At 73.4% G+C, this 21,803-nt stretch carries 18 protein-coding genes; 7 read left to right on the top strand and 11 right to left on the bottom strand.

Annotated features, from left to right (window positions below; all coding sequences use genetic code 11):
* Window positions 1-25: 25 nt before the first annotated feature.
* The 4 genes from KSK32_RS03170 to KSK32_RS03155 all read left to right on the top strand — a co-directional run bounded on the left by KSK32_RS03170 (window position 26) and on the right by KSK32_RS03155 (window position 4,521).
* Entirely contained in the window at window positions 26-859 is an 834-nt protein-coding gene (locus KSK32_RS03170; RefSeq protein WP_018785347.1) for a cytochrome c, read from the top strand.
* Between the two features lie 67 nt (window positions 860-926).
* A complete protein-coding gene (locus tag KSK32_RS03165; RefSeq protein WP_216928343.1) occupies window positions 927-2,015 on the top strand; it encodes a ubiquinol-cytochrome c reductase iron-sulfur subunit in 1,089 nt (362 codons plus the stop codon).
* On the top strand, window positions 2,012-3,643 hold the full coding sequence (locus KSK32_RS03160; protein ID WP_216928342.1) for a cytochrome b N-terminal domain-containing protein: 1,632 nt from the start codon (window positions 2,012-2,014) through the stop codon (window positions 3,641-3,643). The genes KSK32_RS03165 and KSK32_RS03160 overlap by 4 nt, the downstream gene beginning before the upstream one ends.
* 209 nt (window positions 3,644-3,852) lie before the next feature.
* Window positions 3,853-4,521 (top strand): DUF4142 domain-containing protein, encoded by a 669-nt coding sequence (locus tag KSK32_RS03155; RefSeq protein ID WP_216928341.1) that lies wholly within the window; start codon window positions 3,853-3,855, stop codon window positions 4,519-4,521.
* Between the two features lie 61 nt (window positions 4,522-4,582).
* Here KSK32_RS03155 and KSK32_RS03150 read toward each other — a convergent pair whose 3' ends face one another.
* The 5 genes from KSK32_RS03150 to KSK32_RS03130 all read right to left on the bottom strand — a co-directional run bounded on the left by KSK32_RS03150 (window position 4,583) and on the right by KSK32_RS03130 (window position 10,033).
* Window positions 4,583-4,870, bottom strand: coding sequence for an Lrp/AsnC family transcriptional regulator (locus KSK32_RS03150; protein ID WP_216928340.1), 288 nt, complete (start codon window positions 4,868-4,870; stop codon window positions 4,583-4,585).
* A 52-nt stretch (window positions 4,871-4,922) separates the two neighbouring features.
* Complete coding sequence (locus KSK32_RS03145; RefSeq protein ID WP_216928339.1) at window positions 4,923-5,798, bottom strand: NTP transferase domain-containing protein; 876 nt, start codon at window positions 5,796-5,798, stop codon at window positions 4,923-4,925.
* A complete protein-coding gene (locus KSK32_RS03140) occupies window positions 5,795-6,322 on the bottom strand; it encodes an NUDIX domain-containing protein (RefSeq protein WP_091050218.1) in 528 nt (175 codons plus the stop codon). The genes KSK32_RS03145 and KSK32_RS03140 overlap by 4 nt, the downstream gene beginning before the upstream one ends.
* Window positions 6,323-6,361: 39 nt before the next feature.
* Entirely contained in the window at window positions 6,362-8,149 is a 1,788-nt protein-coding gene (locus tag KSK32_RS03135) for a bifunctional (p)ppGpp synthetase/guanosine-3',5'-bis(diphosphate) 3'-pyrophosphohydrolase (protein ID WP_216928338.1), read from the bottom strand.
* A 129-nt stretch (window positions 8,150-8,278) separates the two neighbouring features.
* Window positions 8,279-10,033: a DEDD exonuclease domain-containing protein gene (locus tag KSK32_RS03130; RefSeq protein ID WP_216928337.1), complete on the bottom strand. Its 1,755-nt coding sequence runs from the start codon at window positions 10,031-10,033 to the stop codon at window positions 8,279-8,281.
* A 127-nt stretch (window positions 10,034-10,160) separates the two neighbouring features.
* On the opposite strand from KSK32_RS03130, the gene KSK32_RS03125 reads away from it, so the two are divergent.
* The gene (locus KSK32_RS03125; protein WP_216928336.1) at window positions 10,161-11,558 is read left to right on the top strand and encodes an NYN domain-containing protein; all 1,398 of its coding nucleotides are present in this window, start codon (window positions 10,161-10,163) and stop codon (window positions 11,556-11,558) included.
* 39 nt (window positions 11,559-11,597) lie between these two features.
* Here the strand turns inward: KSK32_RS03125 and KSK32_RS03120 are convergent, their stop codons facing one another.
* On the bottom strand, window positions 11,598-11,831 hold the full coding sequence (locus KSK32_RS03120; RefSeq protein WP_216928335.1) for a hypothetical protein: 234 nt from the start codon (window positions 11,829-11,831) through the stop codon (window positions 11,598-11,600).
* Window positions 11,832-12,370: 539 nt separating this feature from the next.
* Between KSK32_RS03120 and KSK32_RS03115 the strand changes: the two genes are divergently transcribed.
* Both KSK32_RS03115 and KSK32_RS03110 read left to right on the top strand, forming a co-directional pair.
* A complete protein-coding gene (locus tag KSK32_RS03115) occupies window positions 12,371-13,630 on the top strand; it encodes a M48 family metallopeptidase (RefSeq protein WP_216928334.1) in 1,260 nt (419 codons plus the stop codon).
* Complete coding sequence (locus tag KSK32_RS03110; protein WP_216928333.1) at window positions 13,627-14,751, top strand: glycosyltransferase family 4 protein; 1,125 nt, start codon at window positions 13,627-13,629, stop codon at window positions 14,749-14,751. The genes KSK32_RS03115 and KSK32_RS03110 overlap by 4 nt, the downstream gene beginning before the upstream one ends.
* A 30-nt stretch (window positions 14,752-14,781) precedes the next feature.
* Here the strand turns inward: KSK32_RS03110 and KSK32_RS03105 are convergent, their stop codons facing one another.
* The 5 genes from KSK32_RS03105 to KSK32_RS03085 all read right to left on the bottom strand — a co-directional run bounded on the left by KSK32_RS03105 (window position 14,782) and on the right by KSK32_RS03085 (window position 21,734).
* The gene (locus tag KSK32_RS03105; protein ID WP_254187412.1) at window positions 14,782-16,458 is read right to left on the bottom strand and encodes a bifunctional diguanylate cyclase/phosphodiesterase; all 1,677 of its coding nucleotides are present in this window, start codon (window positions 16,456-16,458) and stop codon (window positions 14,782-14,784) included.
* A gap of 76 nt (window positions 16,459-16,534) precedes the next feature.
* A complete protein-coding gene (locus KSK32_RS03100; RefSeq protein ID WP_216928331.1) occupies window positions 16,535-17,347 on the bottom strand; it encodes an SAM-dependent methyltransferase in 813 nt (270 codons plus the stop codon).
* A 199-nt stretch (window positions 17,348-17,546) separates the two neighbouring features.
* Window positions 17,547-18,215, bottom strand: a complete 669-nt coding sequence (locus tag KSK32_RS03095) for a response regulator transcription factor (protein WP_013287678.1) — start codon at window positions 18,213-18,215, stop codon at window positions 17,547-17,549.
* Window positions 18,216-18,222: 7 nt separating this feature from the next.
* Window positions 18,223-19,917 (bottom strand): GAF domain-containing sensor histidine kinase, encoded by a 1,695-nt coding sequence (locus KSK32_RS03090; RefSeq protein WP_216928330.1) that lies wholly within the window; start codon window positions 19,915-19,917, stop codon window positions 18,223-18,225.
* A gap of 14 nt (window positions 19,918-19,931) precedes the next feature.
* On the bottom strand, window positions 19,932-21,734 hold the full coding sequence (locus tag KSK32_RS03085) for a long-chain fatty acid--CoA ligase (RefSeq protein WP_216928329.1): 1,803 nt from the start codon (window positions 21,732-21,734) through the stop codon (window positions 19,932-19,934).
* Window positions 21,735-21,803 lie beyond the last annotated feature (69 nt).

The following is a 21,803-nucleotide window of genomic DNA, read 5'->3' as shown; positions in this document are numbered from 1 at the left end:
GTCCAACCGGTTAAGGACACAGGTCATGACTTCTGACAACGACCGCCGACGCGGTCTGCTCGCGCGCCTGCGCGGGCGGCCCGTTGCGCGCAGCAGGGGCCGCCGCCGGCTGGGTGCCGCGGTCCGGCTGTTCGCCGCCCTGATGCTGGCCGGCGGTGCCTACACCGTTTTCGCCCCCGGCGTGCAGGCGCAGGACAACCCTCCGTTGACCGCCGCAGGCAACGAGGGCAAGGCGCTGTTCGACGTGAGCTGTGTGACCTGTCACGGTCGCAACGCCCAGGGCATCGAGGGCCGCGGTCCGAGCCTGATCGGTGTCGGGTCCGCCTCGGTCGAGTTCCAGGTCGGCAGCGGTCGCATGCCGATGGCCCGCCAGGAGGCCCAGGCCATGCGCAAGCCGCCGGTCTTCACCGACGAGCAGGTGCGCCAGCTCGGGCAGTACATCCAGGAGCTCGGCGGCGGCCCGCAGGTCCCCGGCGGCGACCTGCGTGAGGGCGCCAACCTGTCCACCGGCGGCGAGCTGTTCCGGATCAACTGCTCGCAGTGCCACGCGTTCGGCGGTGGCGGCGGCGCGCTGTCCTCCGGCAAGTACGCCCCGAGCCTCGCGCCGGCCAGCGACCGGCAGATCTACGCCGCGATGCTGAGCGGCCCGCAGAACATGCCGGTGTTCGGCGACAACCAGATCACGCCCGAGGAGAAGGCGGACATCATCGCCTACATCCAGGAGACGCTGAAGCACGACGGCGACCCGGGCGGCTTCAACCTGGGCCGCTACGGCCCGTCGACGGAGGGTCTCGCGATCTTCCTGGTCGGCATCGTCGCGCTGGTCTTCGCGAGCCTGTGGATCGCGGGCAAGTCGTGACCGGACGAATCAACGCTTCCAGTGCTGTGGCGCCGACCCCCGGCGTCACCCGTAGCGAGGTGACGGCATGAGCACCCACACCGAGCACCAGGTCCAGCAGGGCCCGGAGCCGCTCGACGTGAACGACCCCCGGCTCTCCCGGTTCGACGTCGTCCAGGAGGGCGCGCGGCGGGACGACATCGAGATCGTCCACTACGAGCCGCAGGTGGCCCCCGGCAGCAAGGCCGAGCGCCGGCTGACCCGTACGGTCGCCCTGATGTTCCTGCTGACCGGCGCCTTCGCGACCGCCTTCCTGGTGGTCTACATCTGGTGGCCGTGGCAGTGGGAGCCGGGTACCGGCGGCGACAAGCTCTACACGCCGCTGCTCGGCGTGACCCTCGGCCTCGCGCTGCTGGGCATCGGCTTCGGCATCCTGACCTGGGGCAAGAAGCTGCTGCCCAAGGAGGTCTCGATCCAGGACCGGCACGACCAGGTCGACAACCCGGAGGATCGCAAGATCACCGGCGAGACCATGCTCTACCTGGCCGACGAGATGGGCGTACGCCGCCGGCCGCTGCTCGGCATCTCCCTGCTCGCCGGCCTGGCGCCGGTGGGCGCGGTGGCCGCGGCCCCGCTGATCGGTGGCCTGATCGAGCAGCCGCACAAGAACAACCAGATGTTCACCACCGGCTTCCACCCCGCCGAGGACGGCAAGAAGATCCGGCTGATCCGTGAGGACGGCCGCCCGATCCGCCCGGCCGACGTCAGCGTCGGCGGCCAGCTCACCGTGTTCCCGGGCATCGACGGCGGCGTGAGCAACCTGCACGCCGACTCGCCCACCCTGCTCATCCACCTGCGGGAGGACGACGCGCAGAAGTCGCGCGCCGCGAACGAGCGCGAGCGCCGCGGCGACTACATGTGGGGCAACTACGTCGCGTACTCCAAGATCTGTACGCACGCCGGCTGCCCGGCCAGCCTCTACGAGCAGCAGACCAACCGTCTGCTCTGCCCCTGCCACCAGTCCCAGTTCCTCATCACCGACAACGCCAAGCCGATCTTCGGCCCGGCGAACCGGCCGCTTCCGCAGCTGCCGATCGAGGTGGACGAGGAGGGCTTCTTCGTGGCGAGGTCCGACTACACCGAGACCATCGGTCCCGACTTCTGGGAGCGGCCATGAAGCGCCGAAAGTTTGATGCAGCAGCGCTGCCGGCCAAGAGCGCGCGGGCGGTGGACGACCGCTTCCAGGTGGCCACGCCCCTGCGCAAGCTGCTGAACAAGGTCTTCCCCGACCACTGGTCCTTCCTGCTCGGCGAGATCGCGCTGTTCTCGTTCGTCGTCCTGCTGCTCACCGGCGTCTTCCTGACGTTCTTCTTCGAGCCGGCGATGACCGAGGTCATCTACAACGGCAGCTACGCCCCGCTGCGGGGCACCCCGATGTCGGCCGCCTACGCCTCCAGCCTGGACATCTCGTTCGACGTCCGCGGTGGCCTGATCATGCGGCAGATGCACCACTGGTCGGCCCTGCTGTTCATGGCCGCGATCGTGGTCCACATGCTGCGGGTCTTCTTCACCGGTGCGTTCCGCAAGCCGCGTGAGACCAACTGGATCATCGGCTCGCTGCTGTTCTGGGTCGGCTTCCTGGCCGGCTTCACCGGCTACTCGCTGCCGGACGACGGCCTGTCCGGCACCGGTCTGCGGATCGCCTCCGCGATCATCCTGTCGATCCCGGTGATCGGTTCCTGGGTCAGCTCGTCGATCTTCGGCGGGGAGTTCCCCGGCACCATCATCATCAGCCGCTTCTTCATCGCCCACGTGCTGCTCATCCCGGGCCTGCTGGTGGCGCTGATCAGCGTGCACCTCGGCCTGGTGTTCAAGCAGAAGCACACCCAGTGGCCCGGCCCCGGCCGGACCAACTCCAACGTGGTCGGCGAGCGGATGTTCCCGCGCTACGCGCTCAAGCAGGGCGGCTTCTTCATGGTCGTCTTCGGCGTGATCGCGCTGATGGGCGGCCTGTTCCAGATCAACCCGATCTGGCTGTTCGGCCCGTACGAGGCGTGGGTGGTCTCGGCGGCCAGCCAGCCCGACTGGTACGTGATGTTCCTCGACGGCTCGACCCGGCTCATGCCGGGCTGGGAGATCAGCATCCCGATCGGCGACGGGTACGTCATTCCACCGTTGTTCTGGCCGACAGTGGTGCTACCCGGAATCCTGGTCGGCCTGTCGACGATGTATCCGTTCCTGGAGGCGCGCCGCCTCAAGGACTACAAGCACCACAACCTGCTCCAGCGGCCCCGGGACGTTCCGGCCCGGACCGCCGTGGGCGCCATGGCTGTCACCTTCTACATCGTGCTGACCCTCTCCGGCGCCAACGACGTCATCGCGGACAAGTTCCACATCAGCCTGAACGCGATGACCTGGGCCGGCCGGATCGGCCTGCTGATCCTGCCGCCGCTGGCCTACTACGTCACGTACCGGATCTGCCTGGGTCTGCAGCAGCACGACCGGGAGGTGCTGGCCCACGGCGTGGAGACCGGCATCATCAAGCGGCTGCCCGACGGCCGGTTCGTCGAGGTCCACCAGCCGCTCACCTCGGCCGACGGCCACGACGGTCACCCGCCGGCGCTGGACTACGTCGGCTGGGTGGTGCCGAAGAAGATGAACCGGCTCGGTGCCCTCGGCCCGGCGATCCGGGGCTTCTTCTACCCGATCGAGAAGCCGGCCGAGGCGCCGGTCTCGCCGGGGCACCCGCCGGTCGAGGCCCGGCCGGAGCGGGAGGAGATCGGCAGCGGCGAGAGCCGTCGCTGACCCTCCCCGGTACGACTGACAGTGGCGCCCGCCGGATCTTCCGGCGGGCGCCACTGCCGTTTCCGCCCCGGTCGTCCCGTTGCCTCCCGCGTGGGCCGGACGACCGGTGTGCCGACGGCCGTCGCCCCGGCACGGACGGGTGGGATCGCAGGAATAACCCCGGTCAGCCGGGTATCCGTGCGGTCCGACGTCTCATGGGGGAGGAACGAATGTTGGGAATCAAACGTCTGGGCCTGCTGGCCGCGCTGGTGGTCGTGGGGCTGGCGCCCGCCGCCGCGGCGCAGGCAGCGGCGCAGCCGTCGACGCAGGACACGCAGTACCTGCAGGCGGTGCACCAGGTCAATCTGTTCGAGATCACCGCCGGTAACCTGGCCCAGCAGAAGGGTCAGAACCAGCAGGTCAAGGACCTGGGCAAGATGTTCGTGACGGACCACACGCAGCTGGACCAGACGGTGCAGTCGACCGCGCAGCAGCTCAACGTGGAGTTGCCGGCCGACCCGACCGCCGACCAGCAGCAGGTCCTGGACGAGCTGAACAACCTCAGCGGGGCCGAGTTCGACAAGGCGTGGGTGACCGCTGAGCTCGCCGGCCACGTCCAGGCGATCCAGGCCACCCAGACCGAGATCTCGCAGGGCTCCGAGCAGTCGGTGGTGCAGCTCGCCCAGGACGCTCTGCCGGTCCTCCAGGCGCACTACGACGCGCTCGTGGCCCTGGCGCAGACCCTGGGCGTCCCGGTTCCGCAGACCAGTGCCAGCGGCACGCCCAGCCCGGGCGGCACCACGTCCCCGGGTGGCACCGAGTCGCCGGCTCCGGGCGGCACCGAGACCGAGGAGCCCGCTCCGGGCACCACGGAGACCCCGGTGCCCAGCCAGAGCTGACGTACCGCACGGTCGACGGTGGCCGGTTCGCCCGCGAGGGCGGGCCGGTCACCGGCTCGTGTCAGTCGGCGTTGGCCAGCCCGATCGCGAACGCCTCCTCCAGGTCGTGCTGGGAGTAGGCGCGGAACGCGATGTGCGACTCGGTGTCGAGCACGCCCGGCACCTTCGAGATGCTGCCGGCGATGACCTGGGCGATCTGCTCGAACTCCCGGACCCGGACCATGGCGATCAGGTCGACGTGCCCGGCCACGGAGTAGACCTCGCTGACACCGGGCAGGTTGGCCAGCGTCTCGGCCACCTCGGGGATGGAGTCGGTGGCGCAGTCGATCAGCACGATCGCGGTGATCACGGGACGGTTCTCCGTTCGTCGGCGACGAGGCCCATGCTAGAGCCCGCGCCCGTCAGCGCGCCGCCGGGACGGTCAGGTCGTCCCCGCCCCGGATCACCTCACGCAGGCGTTCCCCGGCCGCGACGGTCGCGCCCGGCCACACCACCGACCGGTCGACGTCGCCGTGCACCCGCGCGCCGGCGCCGACCACCGAACCGGTGACCCGGCCGGTCACCGTCGCGGCCGGGTCCACCAGGCCGCCCGGTCCGGCCGCGTGCAGGTTGGCGGCCAGGTAGTCGGCCGGGGTGCCGGTGTCGTAGAACGTGCCCCGGTAGGGCACCACTGTGAGCGCCCCGGCCGCCTCCGCCGGCCGCCACACCGCCCGCACCAGGTCGCCGAACGCGGCGGGCAGGTCGCGGACCAGCCGCCAGGGCAGCAGCGAGAAACCCACGAACTCGTGGCCGTCGAAGGTGCCGGGGGCGTCCGGGTCGCCGGCGGGCCGGCCGAGCAGGCGTACGCCGTGCCCGTCCCAGCCGTGCAGCAGCGCGGCGATGTCCGGCCCGGGCGGGGCCTGCGGGTCGGCCAGGTACGCGTCGGCGTTGCCGACCAGCACGCCCCGGCCGTCGATCCAGTCGCGCAGCCGGCCCACGCCCCCGGCGGTGCCCAGCGGAGCGTCCGGCTCGACCGACAGGTGGGCCCGGTCGCCCACCCGCGCGACCACCTGGCCGCCCAGGTAGCAGGCGTTCACCGCGACCCGCTCCGGGCCGGTCAGGCCGAGCCCGGCCAGCCGGGCCAGCGCCCGGTCCAGCAGCGGGACGTTACCGACCGGGCAGAGCGCCTTCGGCACCCGCTCGGTGAGCGGGCGCAGCCGGGTGCCCTCGCCCGCGGCCAGCACCACCGCGCACACCTCGACCCCCGGCGCCGGGCCGCCCGCGTACGGGGCGTTCACGGGGCCGGTGGGTGCTCGCCGGCGCGCGGGCCGATGCCGTAGTACCCGAGCAGGTTGGCGGTCGCGCGGCTGAGCCGGGGCAGGTCGTCGAGCGGATGGAACGCGGCCTCGAAGACCTCGGCACCGTCCACCTTCAGCTCGGTGGCCGACGCCGGCACCTCCGCCTCGAAGACCACGTCGACCCAGCCCTTGGCGTGCACCACCGCGTTCGGCACCGCCGGGCGCAGCGCGTCGGGGGAAAGGCGGACGCCGGATTCCTCGTACAGCTCACGGGCGGCGCCGACCACCGGGGCCTCGCCGCGTTGCAGCAGCCCGGCCGGCAGCGTCCAGCTGTAGCCGGGCGGCTGGCGCAGCAGCAGGATCCGGCCCGCGCCGGTGGCCTCCGCGTCCCGGACCAGCGTGACCGCGCCGACGATGTACTTCGGTACGGCCAGCCGGACCAGCCGCCGTCGCAGGGGGACCGGAAGCCGGTAGAAGATCTGGTAGCCGAGGGCCCGTCCGGTGGCACGCGCGCGGGGGATCATGCCGTCCAGGCTAGTGGTCCCGGCGCGGACCGGCTCCGTCTACTGCCGGTGGTCGACCAGATCGATCAGCTGCTGGACCACGGTGTCCGGCTCGACCGTGCGGTCGAAGACCGCCACCAGCAGCGTCTCCAGGTCGGGGTAGCCCAGTTCCTCGGACAGCCGCAGCAACGGCAGGTCGCTGGCCAGGCCCCGGTTGTGCTTGCGCAACGCCAGGCCGATCGACGCCCGGCCGAGCCGTACCTTGTCGGCGATCGAGATGCCCGGCTCGGTGTGCTCGGCGAACCAGCGGTTGATCTGCATCTGGGCGTGCGGGGACTTCACGAAGCCCAGCCACTCCCGGCGCGGGCCGCGCGGGGCCACGTCCGCCTCGAAGCCGCTCTCCGCGTCGTTCTCGGTGAAGATCTCCACCACGTCGCCCTCCTCCAGTTCGGAGGCCAGCGGCGCGAGGCGGCCGTTGATCCGGGCGGCCAGGCAGTGGTCGCCGCGCTCGGTGCCCAGCTCGTACGCGAGGTCGACAGGCGTCGCCCCGGCCGGCAGCACCACCTGCCGACCGTCGGCGACCACCTGGATCTGCGCCTCGGACAGGTCGCAGCGCAGCGACTCCATGAACTGGGTCGGGTCGACCGTCTCCTGTTCCCAGTCGAGCACCCGGCGCAGCCAGGCCAGCTCGTCCGCCCGGTCGGCGGCCCGCCCGGCGGCCCGGGGGAAGCGGTAGTGGGCGGCCACGCCATACTCCGCGGAGCGGTGCATCTCGGTGGTGCGGATCAGCACCTCGACGGTGCGGTCCTGGGGCCCGCAGACGCTCGTGTGCAGGGACCGGTAGAGGTTGTTCTTCGGAGAGGCGATGAAGTCCTTGAACCGGCCCGGCACCGGCCGCCAGAGCCCGTGCACGGCGCCCAGCGCGGCGTAACAGTCGGTCGCCGGACCGTCCACCACGATCGCGATGCGGGGCAGGTCGTACGGTGCGGCGTGGTCGCCCGCGACGGTGTCCTTCCAGATCGAGTAGAGGTGCCGGGGGCGGGGGGAGACGTCGGCGTCGACCCGGTTGCGGCGCAGCGCCGCCCGGGTGCGGGCCACCACGTCGGCCAGGTAGGCGTCCCAGCCGGGCCGGTCGTGCACGAACCGGGCGATCCGCGCGTGCTCCTCCGGCCGCAGGTGCAGCAGCACCACGTCGTCCAGCTCGCGTTTGAGCGTCTGGATGCCCAGCCGGTCGCAGAGCGGAACCAGCACCTCCTGGGTCTTGCGGGCGATCCGCTCCCGGGAGGCGGCCGAGCGGACGCCGAGCGTACGCATGTTGTGCAGCCGGTCGGCCAGCTTGATCACCAGCACCCGGACGTCCTTGCCGGCCGCCACGATCATCTTGCGGACGGTCTCCGCCTCGGCGGCCTTGCCGTAGAACGCCTTGTCGAACTTGGTCACGCCGTCGACCAGGTGGGCGACCTCGCGGCCGAAGTCCTCCTGGAGCGCCTGCAGCGTGTAGCGGGTGTCCTCCACCGTGTCGTGCAGCAGCGCCGCGACCAGGGTGATGGTGTCCATGCCGAGGTCGGCGCAGATCTGCGCCACCGCCAGCGGGTGGGTGATGTACGGCTCGCCGCTCTTGCGGAACTGGCCGCGGTGCATGTTCTCGGCGATCGTGTAGGCCCGGCGCAGCACCGAGGCGTCGGCGCTCGCGTGGATGCCCCGGTGGACCCGGACCAGTGCGGTGACCGGGTCGCCGTCGGAGGTCGGCCAGGTGAGCAGGGAACGCAGGCGGCGGGTGAGTGGCAGTTCGCCCTGGGCTGGAAGCGCGCCACCCAGGGCGGCGCCGTGTCCGGCGTCGACGTCCACCTGGGACACCTCCTCACCCCGGCCCTCGGCCGCCGGGAACCGGCGACCGGGAGCAGAGCCCGCGAATCGGGCAGGTCTGCACTCCTTCAACAGACTAAGGGAGTCGAGGTAGTCCGATCGGTCAGTTGGTCATGAGCGTTCGGTCGAGAGTTTGGCGGATCCGCCGTTCTCCGCCTTCGTCAGCAGGTCGCGGAAACGCCCGGCGCCCGCCACCGGGGAGGCCCATCCGTCGGTCGTCTCGACCAGCCGGGTCTCCGGTCGCTCCAACCAGGACAGGATCCGCTCGGTCTCCTCGGCGGTCGCGGCCGGCACCGGACCGTGCCCGGGCAGCACCGTCTCGGCGGTGGCGCGGATCGCGGTGATGGTGGGTCGCGGGTGGACACCCGGCGGGGACACCCCGGCCCCGGCCAGCCGGCCGTGCCGGATCAGCGCCAGCTCCCAGCCGCCCCGGGCGGCCGGCCGCGCGGCGGTCAGCTCGGCGATGCCGGTCAACGCGGCCAGCCGTTGCATCCGGACCGCCGCGCGCAGCACCGCCACCAGCCGGCCGCGCACCACCGCCGCCTCCTCGTACCGCCGGGCGGCCGACAGCACCTCGATGCGGGCGAGCAGCGCGTCCACCACCACACCGGGGTCGTCGCTGGTGGCGGTGCGGAACGGCGTCGCGGCGCGGTCGTCGTACTCCTCGGGGGTGATCCTGTGCTCGCAGGGCGCCGGGCAGCGACCCAGCTCGGCCAGCGCGCAGGCCGGCGTGGTGGTGCGCCGGGAGAGCCGGTGCGTGCACTGCCGCAGCGGCACCGCGTCGTGGAACCCGGCGGCGGCCAGCTCCGCCGCCTGCCGGGACCGGAACGGCCCCAGGTAGGCCGTGTCGGTGGGCGCGATGGCGCGCACGACCGACAACCGGGGGTACGCCTCGTCGGTGAGCTTCAGCCACACCTGGCGCTCCGGATACTTCGACCGGCGGTTGTACGGCGGCGCGTGCGCCGCGATCAGCCGCAGCTCGCGGACCTCCGCCTCCAGCGAGTGGGCGCACTCGACCGCCTCCACCCGCTCGGCGGCGGCGAGCATCTCGGAGATCCGGGCCCGCTTCTCCGCGGCGGTGAAGTAGCTGCGGACCCGGGTGGCGATGTCACCGGACGTGCCGACGTAGAGCGGCCGGTCGTCGGCGGCCCGGAAGATGTAGACGCCCGGCACCTTGGGCAGCCCGTCGGCGAGGTGCCGCTTGCGGCGCTGGGTGGGGGTGACCGCGCGGGCGAACTCGATCGCCTCGCCGACCGTGTCGACCCGGTGCCCGCCGAGGCGGCCGATCAGCCCGTGCAGCACGTCGACGGTGGCCTTGGCGTCGTCCAGCGCCCGGTGGGTGGGCTGGGTAGCGGTGCGGAAGTAGGCGGCGAGCGTGCCCAGCTTCCGGTTGGGCACCTCGTCGCGGGTGAGCACCCGCCGGGCCAGCGCGGCCGTGTCCAGCACCCGGAGGTTGGGCCAGCGGTAGCCGTGCTTCGCGCAGGCCGCCTTGAGGAAACCCACGTCGTACGGCGCGTTGTGGGCGACGAGCACGGCGTCGCTGACGAACTCCAGGAAGCTGGGCAGCACCTGCTCGATCGGCGGGGCGGGCAGCAGCATGGCCTGGGTGATGCCGGTCAGCACGGTGATGAACGGCGGGATCGGCACGCCCGGGTTGACGAGCGTGGCGAGCACACCCAGCTCCTCGCCGCCGCGGACCTTCACCGCGCCGATCTCGGTGATCCCGCCGCCGTCGGGCGCGCCGCCGGTGGTCTCCAGGTCGACCACCACGAAGGTGGTCGCGTAGAGCGGCAGCGCCGGGTCGACACCGCTGCCCGCCGGGTCCAGGCCGGCCAGCGACTCCTGGACGTACTCCGCTCGTGTCACCCGCGGGACGCTAGCGGCACGGTCCGACACTCCTGTCACTGCCGCCCCAGGAGATACCACGGGGGTACGATGAGAGATCGGCTCACTCACCGGGCGGTGGGCCCGTTCGGGGTGGGAGACTTGCCTCATGCCCCTCACCGAGCCGCACGACGACCGCTCCTCCGTGGAGGAGCCGGTGGTCGGCGTGCCCGCCGATGAGGACGCGCCACCCGCGATCGAGCCCGAGCCGGTGCTGCCCGAGCCGGTCCGGCAGCGGATCGTCACGCTGACCGCCGCCGTGCTGCCCGGCCTGCCCGCCGACGAGGTGCCGGTGCCGCTGCGGCGGGTCGCCAAGTTCGCCCCCAACCGCCGTGCCCGCCTCGGCGCGCCCGCGATCGCCGCCCAGCTCACCGCCGACCCGCTGTTCCGGCAGCGGATCACGTCCCGGGTGCTCGCCGACGCCGGTGACCTGGGCGCGGCGGTGGTCGAGGGCACCGCGCCGGCCGCCGCCGACCCGGTCGAGGTGGCCGCCCTGGCCTACCTGGCCCGGCCCCGCGGCTGGCGGGAACTGATCGAGGCCAGCGGCGAGGCGGTACGCGCCGAGGCCGACAGCGCGGTCGTGGCCGAACTGGTCCGCGAGGCCGAGCAGCGGGCCGCCCGCGCCGAGCACGACCGGGCGGTGGCCCGGGTCGAGGCGGAGAAGCTGCGCGACGAGCTGGCCCGGGTCCGGGAGGAGCTGGGTCAGCTCCGGGAGGAGGCGCGCCAGTTGGCCCGTACCCTGCGGGAGACCCAGGCCCGGGAGCGCAAGGCCACCGAGATGCTCGCCACCGAGCGGGGGCGGGCGGCCCGTGCGGCCGCCGACGCGGACGCGGAGCTGCGCCGCGCCCGGGCCCGGCTGGCCGAGGCGGAGTCCGCCGCCGGGGTGGCCCGGGCCAGCGCCAAGGAGGCCCGCTCGGTCGACGACGCGCGGCTGTGGCTGCTGTTGGAGACGATCGGCCAGGCCGCCGTGGGGCTGCGCCGCGAGCTGGCGCTCGACCCGGTGGACAAGCTCCCGGCCGACTTCGTCGCCGACGCGTTCGCCGAGCAGCCGGGCGCGGCAGCGGCCGGCCCGTCCACCCGGGCCCGCGACACCGACGACCCGGCCCGCCTCGACCAGTTGCTCGCGCTGCCTCGCGCGCACCTGGTGGTGGACGGCTACAACGTGACCAAGCGCGGCTTCGGCGAGATGTCGCTGGAGCAGCAGCGCAAGCGGCTCATCACCGGGCTGGGCGGGATCGCCGCGCAGACCGGGGACGAGGTCACAGTCGTCTTCGACGGGGCCGAGCGGATCCACGGGCTGCCTCCGGCGCCGCGTGGCGTGCGGGTGCTGTTCTCCCGCAAGGGCGAGACCGCCGACGAGCTGATCCGCCGGCTGGTCCGCGCCGAGCCGGCCGGGCGGCCGGTGGTGGTGGTCTCCTCGGACCGCGAGGTCGCGGACGGGGTACGCCGGCACGGCGCGTACCCGCTGGGCGCCGACTCGCTGCTGCGGCGCCTGGCGCGTTCCTGACGCCGTTCCTCCCGACCTGGGCAGCAGGCAGCAGGACCGTCAGGCGATCCGGCGGCGGGCGGAACGGCGGGGTGCCGGTGCCCGTGTCGGGGCGGGCGCCGCAGCCGGCGCGGGTGGCAGCACCTCCACCTCGAATCCGGCCCGCGCGAACACCTCGATCGCCCGGTGCTCGGCCGGGCCCAGGTCGGCCGGGTCGGAGTCGAGCAGGGCGGTCACCAGGCAGCCGGAGCAGCCGGCGCCGCGGTTGCCGCAGGTGTCGCAGTCGATGAGCATCAACGCCTCCTGACGGGTCGCCGGTGGCGGTCGGGGAAGGAGCACCACCGTCGGTCACCACGACGCTAACGCTGCGGTATGACAGAACCGGACAACGGGGCAGCACCCGTCCCGAAAACGAACCAGTACGCCGAAGTGGCGCGATCAGCACGTGCGCCTGCCGAGGTTCGGCTGACGACCCGAGGTCGTAGTGGCCGGGCGTGTCGCGACCGCCGAGATGCAAGCGGCGAGAGCGGTATGACTCAGAGTCATAGTTATGACCGAGAGGTATATCGATGTGCAGGTGGGTCATCCATTTGGGCCTCAGCCCTCAGCACCCGCCCGCCGGCGGCCACGGCCACCGACCGCACCGGACAACCGTCGAAACGTGCCGGCCGCCGCATAGCTGCGCCCGGAGCCGTGTCCGAGCGATGCCCGGCCACCGGCCGGAGTGCGGGTCGGGCACGGCCAACCCCGGCCGGGGCCGGGCAATAGGATGAGCGGTCACGGCGGGAGGGGATCGGCATGACGCGGACGCGGCACGACGGCGGGGCGGGCCGATGAGCCCGCGCGCCTGGACGCTGCTGACCCTGGGCGGCCTGGTGGTCGCGCTGCTCGTGGCGGTGGCGCTGCTGGTGCCCTGGAGCCGTCCGCCGGCGCCCCGCGCCGACCAGCTCGCGGCGCTGCGGGATCTCCCGGCCGAGCAGGTGACCCGGGGCCGGGCGTTCCACGGCGCGCTGCGCCCGGCGGCCTGGTCGGCGCTGGCGGTCGGGCTGGTGGTGGCGCTGCTGCTCGGGCTGACCCCGCTGGGCGGGCGCCTGGTCGAACTGGTCGGCCGGCCCTTCGGCGGGCACTGGGTCGCGCAGGCCGTGCTCGGCGGGCTGGTCGTCATGTTCCTCGCCGACCTGCTCACCCTGCCGTTCGCGGCCTGGCGCCGGACCGTGCTGGTCCGGTACGGACTCAGCACCCAGAGCTGGGGCGGCTGGGCGGTCGACCTGCTCAAGTCGTACGCGGTCAGCGCGGTGATCGGCGCGCTGGTCCTGCTCGGCTTCTACACGGTGGTCCGGCTCGCCCCGCGCTGGTGGTGGGCGTTCGGCGCGGCCGGGGCGGCGGCCCTGGTGGTGGTGCTGTCGTTCGTGCTGCCGGTGCTGGTCGAGCCGGTGTTCAACCGGTTCACCCCGATGGAGCCGGGTCCGCTGCGCAGCGAGCTGACCGCGATGGCCGCCCGGGACGGCGTACCGGTGCGTGACGTGCTCGTCGCCGACGCGTCCCGGCGCACCAGAGCGGTGAACGCGTACGTCTCCGGGCTCGGCCCGACGCGGCGGGTGGTCGTCTACGACACGCTGCTGCGCGAGGCGGAGCCGGCCGAGGTGACCAGCGTGGTCGCCCACGAGCTGGGGCACGCCAAGGACCGGGACGTGTGGACCGGCACGGTGCTCGGCGCGCTCGGCGCCGCCGCCGCCGTGGTGGCGCTCTACCTGATCGGCTCGTGGACGCCGCTGCTGCGGCTCGCCGGCGTCGACTCGATCGCCCAGCCGCGGGCGTTCCCGCTGCTGATCGCGCTGGTCACGGTCGCCGGCCTGCTCGCCACCCCGGTGCAGGCCCTGGTCTCGCGCCGGATCGAGGCACGCGCCGACGCCCACGCGCTGGCGCTCACCGGCGACCCGGCGACGTTCGAGGCGATGCAGCGGCGACTGGCCGGGGTCAACCTGGCCGACCCCGACCCGCCGCGCTGGGAGCGCCTCTGGTCGGCGACCCACCCGTCCACCGTGGAGCGGATGGCCGCCGCCCGCGCCTACGCCAGGGAGTCCGGCCGATGAGCCGTACCTTGCTGATCACCAACGACTTCCCGCCGCGCCCCGGTGGCATCCAGTCGTTCGTGCACAACCTCGCGGTGCGCCAGCAGCCCGGCTCGGTGGTGGTGTACGCGTCGAGCTGGCGCGGGGCGGAGAAGTTCGACGCCGACCAGCCGTTCGAGGTGGTCCGGGAGCGGACCCGGGTGCTGCTGCCCACCCCGCTGATCGCCCGGCGGGCGGCGCGGCTGGCGCGCGCGTACGACTGCGACACCGTGTGGTTCGGCGCGGCGGCCCCGCTGGGGCTGCTGGCCGGGGGCCTGCGGCGGCGGGCCGGGATCCGCCGGGCGGTGGCGCTGACCCACGGCCACGAGGTCGGCTGGGCAGCGCTTCCCGGCGCCCGGTCGGCGCTGCGCCGGATCGGCCGGGGCGTGGACGTGACCACCTACCTCGGCGAGTACACCCGGGCGCGGCTGGCCCGCGTGCTGGACGGGCTGACCGAGCTGCGGCGGCTCGCGCCCGGCGTGGACGTGGACACCTACCACCCGGACGTCGACGGCGGGCGGGTCCGGTCGCGGCTCGGGCTGGCCGACCGGCCGGTGGTGGTGTGCGTGTCGCGGCTGGTGCCCCGCAAGGGCCAGGACATGCTGATCCGCGCGCTGCCGGAGATCCGCCGCCGGGTGCCCGACGCCGCGCTGCTCGTGGTCGGCGGCGGCCCGTACCGCTCGACGCTGGAGAAGCTGGCCCGGCAGACCGGGCTGGAACGCGACGTGGTCTTCACCGGCTCGGTGCCCTCGGCAGAGCTGCCCGCCCACTACGCGGCCGGTGACGTCTACGCGATGCCGTGCCGCACCCGCAACCGGGGCCTGGACGTGGAGGGCCTCGGAATCGTCTATCTGGAGGCGAGCGCGACCGGGCTGCCGGTGGTGGCCGGCGACTCCGGCGGCGCACCGGACGCGGTCCGCGAGGGGGAGACCGGGTACGTGGTCTCCGGCCGGGACGTGGCCCAGCTCGCCGACCGGGTGGGCACGCTGCTCGCCGACCGGGATCTGGCCCGGCAGTTCGGCGCCGCCGGCCGCGCCTGGGTGGAGCGGGAGTGGCGTTGGGAGACGCAGGCGCAGCGGATGGCCGCCCTGCTGGCCGGCTGACCGCGCGCCGGCCGGGCCAGGGAGGCGGGGTCAGGAGGCCACGTCGACGTGGGCGGGCATCCGGCCCAGGTGCGGCGCGGCTGGGCCGGGACGGCCGAAGTGCCAGCCCTGCCCGGCGTCGCAGCCGATCGCGCGCAGCCGGTCCGCCTGGTCGGCCGTCTCCACGCCCTCGGCGGTGACGGTGAGGTCCAGCGCGTGCGCCAGCGACACGAGCGAGGCGAGGATCCGCTCGTCGGTACGGCTGCCCGGCGCACGCAGGCCGGTCACGAACTCGCCCGCCACCTTCAGCTCGTCGACCGGCAGATCCCGCAGGTACGCGAGGTTGCAGTAGCCGGTGCCGAAGTCGTCGATGGCGACCCGGACCCCGAGGTCGCCGAGCACCCGCAGGGCCCGCACCGGCTCGACCACCGTGCTCATCATGGTGCTCTCGGTGATCTCCAGTTGCAGCCGGTGCGGCGGCAGGCCGGTGCGCCCGAGCACACCGCGTACCTCGGTCACCAGGTCGGTGCGGTGCAACTGCCGGACCGCGAGGTTGACGCTGACGAACGGCGCGTCGCCGTCCGCGCCCGGCCAGGTGCCCGCCTCGCGGCACGCCTCGGCCAGCACCCAGCTGCCGAGCCGAACGATCAGCCCGGTCTCCTCGGCCAGCGGGATGAAGCTGTCCGGCCGCAGCACACCCAGCTCCGGGTGACGCCAGCGCACCAGCGCCTCCATGCCGAGCACCCGCCCGTCGCGCAACGACGTCAGCGGCTGGTAGTCGAGATAGAACTCGCCCCGGTCCAGCGCGGCGGGGATCGCCGCGGACAGCGCGTACCGGGCCAGGTCGCGGCGGTTGCGGTCGGCGTCGAACAGCGACCACCGGGCCCCGCCGGCGGCCTTGGCCCAGTGCAGCGTGCTGTCGGCCGCGCGCATCAGGTCCATCGGCGAGGTGCCCGTCACCGGGCGCTCCACGATGCCGACGCTGGCGGACACGGTCAGCTCGTGACCGTCGACGAGCGCCGGCTCGCGTATCGCGGCCAGCGCCGCCTCGGCGACCTTCACCGCGTCGTCGGTGCCGGCGGTGCGCTCGACCAGGATCACGAACTCGTCGCCGCCGAGCCGTGCGACCAGGTGTTCGCCGAGCGCCCGGTGCAGGCGCTGCGCCACTGTCACCAGCAGCGAGTCGCCGACCTGGTGGCCGAGGGAGTCGTTCACGACCTTGAACCGGTCCAGGTCGAGGAAGCAGACACCGACCCGGTCGGCGCCCCGCCCCGGCGCGGTGATCGCGGCGGTCAGCCGTTCGGTGAACAGCGTGCGGTTCGGCAGGCCGGTGAGCGGGTCGTGGGTGGCCTGGTGCCGGAACCGGGCCTCGCTGTCGCGCAGCGCCCGTTCCGCCTGCGCCCGGGCCATCATGGCGGCGCGGCGGATGGACTCCTGCTCGTCCAGCGTGCGGTCGCGCAGGGCACGGGCGTACCCGGTGGCGACGGTGGCGAGCAGCCGGGCCATCCGGTCCTCGACGTCGTCGACGACCAGGTCGAGATCGCGGACCAGGCGTAGCTGGATCACCTCGACGGTGCGGCCCAGCCCTTCCGCGGAGGCGATGTGCGCCTGCACCAGCTCCGCGCCGACCTGCTGGCCGATCCGCAGGTCGAACGGCTCGGCGCGCAACGCCTGGGCGAGCCGGTCGGTGAGTCGCTGCAGCATCTCCTCCAGCTGCGACTGCGTCATCGGCAGGTAGCTGGTGCCGGACACCGCCTTGGCCCAGGCCCGGGCGAAGACGCCGGGCCGGCAGCGGGTCGCGTCGTCACCCACCGAGCCGCCCGACCCCGCCCATGAACACGGCCCGCTCGGCGTTCTCCGCCTGGTCGGGGGAGTCCGGCCGCCACTGCGGCACCCACACCACACCCGGGTCGACCAGTTCGAAGCCGTCGAACAGTGCGGTCAGCTCGGATCGGCTGCGGACCCAGAGCTGGCTGTCGGTGCGCCGGTAGACCCGTTCCGCCTCGGCCCGTTCGCCGGTGCCGTCGCGGCCCTCATCGCTGGCCTGGGAGAGCACCAGGTGGCTGCCGGGTGCCAGCGCCCCGCGCAGCGTCCGGAGGATCTCCTCGGGCCGGTCGGCGTCCGGGACGAAGTGCAGCACCGCCACGATCATCACGGCGACCGGCCGGGTGAAGTCGAGCAGCCGGGTGACCTCCGGGTGGGCCAGGATCGCCTCCGGGTTGCGCAGGTCCTCCTGGAGCACCGCGGCGTGCGCGTTGCCGGCCAGGATCTCCTGGCTGTGCGCCACCGCCACCGGGTCCACGTCGACGTAGACCACGCGCGACTCCGGATCGATCCGCTGGGCGATCTCGTGCACGTTGCCGACGGTCGGGATGCCGGAGCCGATGTCCAGGAACTGGCGGATGCCGGCCTGGGCGAGGTACTGCACCGCCCGGCGCAGGAACGCGCGGTTGGCCTGGGCCATCAGCGGCGCCTCCGGCACCGCCTCCACCATCGCGCGGGCGGCCGCCCGGTCGGCGGCGAAGTTGTGCGAGCCGCCGAGGTAGTAGTCGTACATGCGGGCGACGCTGGGGCGCTCGATGTCGATGGTCTCGGGTGCCCAGTCCGGCCGCTGCATGTCCTGCCCCTCGGGTGTCGGCGACGCGCGGTCGTCACCGCCGCGCGGATCACCCGGGTATTCTGCCCCTCCGGCGTCGCGGTGCAAAGACCGCCGTCGCTGTGCGTCCGGCCGCTCGCCGTGCGCGACCACACCGGGGCCGGGAACGCCGAGAGGCCCGCGTCCGTGGTGGACGGGGCCTCTTCCGGCGGTACGCCTGTCAGAACTTCGGGGCGTCCGGGGCCTCCAGCAGCCCCAGCCGCAGCGCGGTCATCAGGGCCTGCGCCCGGTTGGCCGCACCCAGCTTCTCGTAGAGCTTCGAGATGTGGGTCTTGGCGGTCGACTCGCTGACGAACAGCTGCTTGGCGATGCCGGCCACGCTCATGCCGTCGGCGAGCAGGCGCAGCACCTGGCCCTCACGGGGGGACAGCTGCGGGCCGGACGGCGCAAGCCGGCGCTTCATCGCCTCGGCCAGGTCGGCGGCGGTGAACGCGCTGGGGGAGGAGGCGGCGTGCCGGGCGGCGGCCACCACCTCGTCGGCCGGGGCGGTCTTCGGCACGAACGCGCTCGCGCCCGCCTCCAGGGCGCCGAAGAGCTGGTCGTCGCCGGCGTACATGGTCAGCACGACGATGCCCATCGACGCGCTGGACTTGCGCAGGGCGCGGGTGGCCTCCAGGCCGCTGCCGTCGGGCAGGCGGAGGTCCATGATCACCACGTCGGGCTGGAGCGCACCGGCCTGGCGCACGCCCTCCGCCGCGGTGGCCGCCTCGCCCACGACCTCGAACTGGCGGTCCCGCTCGAACGCGTGACGCAGCCCTTTGCGGATGAGGTCGTGGTCGTCGACCAGGAGAACCTTGGTACGGGTGGCCGGTGTCGGACTGCTGGTCATCCTCGGGTTACTCCCCTTCTGCTGCTGCGGCGCTGCCGCGCACCTTATCGCGCCGGGGCGACGAACCGAGCACCACCGCCACAGTCGTCCCACTCGGCTGTCGCGGCCTGATCTCCAACCGGCCTCGGATACGTTCCGCCCTCTCGGCCATGATCGCAAGGCCATAGTGCCCGTCCGGGCGCTGGTCACCGATGCCGTGACCGTCATCCGACACTTCGATCCGGGTGTACGGGGGATCCACCTCGCACGTGACCCACAGGTTCGACGCGCCGGCGTGCTTGCGCGCGTTCGTCACCGCCTCCTGCGCGATGCGCAGCAACTCGGCCTCCGTGGCGGCCGGCAGCCGGGCGGTGGACTCGTCCAGCGACAGGTGCACCCGCAGGCCGCCGGACGCGCCGACGGTGCGGGCGTACTCGGCGATGGCGGCGGCCAGGCCACCGTGCCGGTCCACCTCGCTGCGCAGCTCGAACAGGCTCAGCCGCAGCTCGGTGATCACCCGGGTGACCTCCTGGCGCAACGTCCGCAGCGAGTCGGCGGTCTCCTCGGCGTCGTCGTGGACGGTGGCCAGCGCGTTGTCGATGCCGTACCCGACCATGACCAGCTCCTGGGCGACCCCGTCGTGGATCTCCCGGGCCAGCCGCTGCCGCTCCTCGTTCGTCGCCAGCGAGCGCACCTCGTCGAAGAGCAGCGCCGCCTCCAGCCGCAGCGCCGCCGGGCCGGTCAGCGCCGTCACCCGGGACACCACCGGCGGCGGGTACGCGGCGGCGGTGTCCGCCTCGATCACCACGAGGCCGACTGTGCGTACGCCCGCCACCAGCGGGACGATCAGCGCGGAGACCTCGCCGGAGTGCCGGGACCGGGCCTGCGAGCGGGCCGAGACGGTCGGCTGCTGGCTGGCCCAGGCGTCGGCGATGGCCGAGTCGGCGTCGAGCCTGGTCTCCCAGTCGATTCGGTCCGCGCCGATCTGCGCGAGCACCACGAGCCGTCCGCCGCCGCTGGCGGACAGCACCGCGCCCCGGTCGGTCTTGGCCACCACCCGCAGCTCCTCCAGCAGGTGCTCGGAGATGCCGCCCGGGTCCAGCGTGGCGCCGGGCAGCTGGCGGGCTACCGTACGGAGCTGGGTGAGCAGGCGGGTCGCCTCGGCGTACGGCTGGGGTTTGCCCTCGCCGCGCACCCGCATGACGCGCTGGAGCGTGCCGGCGGTGTAGAGGCCGAGCCCGGCGAGGATCAGCCACTGGGCGGAGATCGCGAGGTAGCCGACCTGGCCGAGCTGCGGCCCGCCGTCGACCTGGGTGAACGCGGCGCTGGCCAGCAGCGTCGCCGCCGCCACGGCGAGCAGCGCGGCGCCCTCGCGGAACCGGCGGCTCAGCGCGGTGACGGTGACCGGCACGGCGAGGTACGGCAGCACCGCCGAGGCGCCCACCCCGCCGGTGACGCCGGACAGGTGGGTGTCGGCGGCGACCTGGCTGGCGGCCAGCCCGAGCACCACCACCTCGGCGAAGCGGCTGATCGGGGCGAGCAGCCGGTGCTGGGGGGCGAGCACGGCGGGCAGGCCGGCGACGCCCAGCAGCGCGATCCACCAGAGCTGGGTGGCGTCACGGGTGGCGAACAGGGTCAGGGCGGCGACCAGCGCGAGGAGGACCGCGCGAGCCGCCGCGGCGAGGGGCTGCGTCGACGGCTGGCGGGATGTGGAGGCGGGCACGTGACGGATGGTAGTCAGCCCCGGTAGATCTCGGCGATCTCCGAGGCGTACGTCTTGTGCACGACCTGACGCTTGACCTTCAGCGACGGGGTCAGCTCGCCGGTGGTCTCGGTGAAGTCCTGCGGCAGGATCCGGAACACCTTGATCGCCTCGGCCTTGGAGACCGCCTGGTTGGCCTGGTCGACCGCGGACTGCACCTCGGCGCGCAGCGCCGCGTCCTCGCGCAGCTCGGCGATGCTCGTGGTCTCCGGGCGCCCCTGCCCGGCCAGCCACTTCGGCAGCGCCTCCTCGTCGATGGTGACCAGCGCGGCGATGAACGGCTGCCGGTCGCCGATGACCACGCACTGGCTGATCAGCGGGTGCGCCCGTACCTGGTCCTCCAGCACCGCCGGGGCGACGTTCTTGCCGCCGGCGGTCACGATGATCTCCTTCTTCCGCCCGGTGATGCTCAGGTAGCCGTCCTCGTCGAGCCGCCCGAGGTCGCCGGTGCGGAACCAGCCGTCGGCGGTGATCGCCTCGGCGGTGGCCGCATCGTTGTGCCAGTAGCCCTGGAAGACGATGTCGCCGGCGACGAGAACCTCGCCGTCGTCGTCGATCCGGATGGTGACGCCGGGCAGTGGGCGGCCGACGGTGCCGATCCGGGTGCCGGTGGGCAGGTTGGCGGCGGCGGCCGGGGAGGTCTCGGTGAGGCCGTACCCCTCGCAGATGGTCACTCCGACGCCGCGGAAGAAGTGCCCGAGCCGCGCGCCGAGCGGCGCGCCGCCGGAGATGGCGTCGCGGCACCGGCCGCCCATCGCCGCCCGCAGCTTGCGGTAGACCAGCTTGTCGAAGACGGCGTGCTGCGCGCGCAGCCTCAGGCCGGGCCCGCCGGGCAGTTCCTGCGCCTCGCTCCACGCGATGGCGACCTTCTCCGCGCGGTCGAAGATCTTGCCCTTCCCCTCGGCCTCGGCCTTCTGCCGCGCGCCGTTGTAGACCTTCTCGAAGACCCGGGGTACGGAGAGCACGAACGTCGGCTTGAAGTCCTGGAGCTCGGCGACCAGGTCCTTGGTGTCCGAGCAGTGCGCCATGGTGGCCCGGGCGTGCACCACGCCGACCTGGATGAGCCGGGCGAAGGCGTGCGCGAGCGGCAGGAACAGCAGGGTGGAGGCACCCTGACGGAACAGGTTCGGCAGCACCGGCACCGCGTTGGCGATGTCGGAGTAGATGTTGCGGTGGGTCAGCACGCAGCCCTTGGGCCGGCCGGTGGTGCCACTGGTGTAGATGATCGTGGCGACGTCGTCGGCCTTGAGCAGCGAGCGGCGCGTCTCCACCTCGGCCCGGTCCACCGCAGTGCCGGCGGCGACCAGGTCGTCGACCGCGCCCAGGTCGATCTGCCACACCTCGCGCAACTCGGGCAGCCGGTCCCGGACGCCGGCGACCAGGGTGGCGTGCGCGGTGCTCTCCACCACCACCGCGACGGCGCCGGAGTCGCCGAGGATCCAGGCGGCCTGCTCGGCGCTGGAGGTCTCGTAGATCGGCACGGTCACCGCGCCGGCCGCCCAGATCGCGTAGTCGAACAGTGTCCACTCGTAGCGGGTGCGGCTCATCAGGCCGACCCGGTCGCCGGGGGAGACGCCGGCGGCGATCAGGCCCTGCGCCACCGCCACCACCTCGTCGCGGAACTGGCGGCAGGTGACCTCCTCGCGCGCGTCCCTCCCCGCACCGGGGCGGACGAACTGCACGGTGTCCGGGGCGACCTCGGCGTTTTCCCAGACCGGGTCGGTCAGGGTGGCCGCGTCGCCGACGGTGACGATCGGCGGGACGGAGAACTCGCGCACCTGCACTCCCTCGTGCTCTACCGGCGGGGGCCGGCCTGGTCGGCTCTGTCGAAACCTACCCGCACACCC

This window comes from Micromonospora sp. WMMB482, from assembly GCF_019038635.1.
GTDB classification, from domain to species: domain Bacteria; phylum Actinomycetota; class Actinomycetes; order Mycobacteriales; family Micromonosporaceae; genus Micromonospora; species Micromonospora marina.
This window is presented reverse-complemented; position numbering and strand designations above follow the sequence as displayed.

Bases quoted from the DNA above. Each gene is read 5' to 3' on its own strand.
- KSK32_RS03170 (WP_018785347.1), top strand. From the start codon at position 26: ATGACTTCTGACAACGACCGCCGACGCGGTCTGCTCGCGCGCCTGCGC.
- KSK32_RS03165 (WP_216928343.1), top strand. From the start codon at position 927: ATGAGCACCCACACCGAGCACCAGGTCCAGCAGGGCCCGGAGCCGCTC.
- KSK32_RS03160 (WP_216928342.1), top strand. From the start codon at position 2,012: ATGAAGCGCCGAAAGTTTGATGCAGCAGCGCTGCCGGCCAAGAGCGCG.
- KSK32_RS03155 (WP_216928341.1), top strand. From the start codon at position 3,853: ATGTTGGGAATCAAACGTCTGGGCCTGCTGGCCGCGCTGGTGGTCGTG.
- KSK32_RS03140 (WP_091050218.1), bottom strand. From the start codon at position 6,322: ATGATCCCCCGCGCGCGTGCCACCGGACGGGCCCTCGGCTACCAGATC.
- KSK32_RS03125 (WP_216928336.1), top strand. From the start codon at position 10,161: ATGCCCCTCACCGAGCCGCACGACGACCGCTCCTCCGTGGAGGAGCCG.
- KSK32_RS03120 (WP_216928335.1), bottom strand. From the start codon at position 11,831: ATGCTCATCGACTGCGACACCTGCGGCAACCGCGGCGCCGGCTGCTCC.
- KSK32_RS03115 (WP_216928334.1), top strand. From the start codon at position 12,371: ATGAGCCCGCGCGCCTGGACGCTGCTGACCCTGGGCGGCCTGGTGGTC.
- KSK32_RS03110 (WP_216928333.1), top strand. From the start codon at position 13,627: ATGAGCCGTACCTTGCTGATCACCAACGACTTCCCGCCGCGCCCCGGT.
- KSK32_RS03105 (WP_254187412.1), bottom strand. From the start codon at position 16,458: ATGACGCAGTCGCAGCTGGAGGAGATGCTGCAGCGACTCACCGACCGG.
- KSK32_RS03100 (WP_216928331.1), bottom strand. From the start codon at position 17,347: ATGCAGCGGCCGGACTGGGCACCCGAGACCATCGACATCGAGCGCCCC.
- KSK32_RS03095 (WP_013287678.1), bottom strand. From the start codon at position 18,215: ATGACCAGCAGTCCGACACCGGCCACCCGTACCAAGGTTCTCCTGGTC.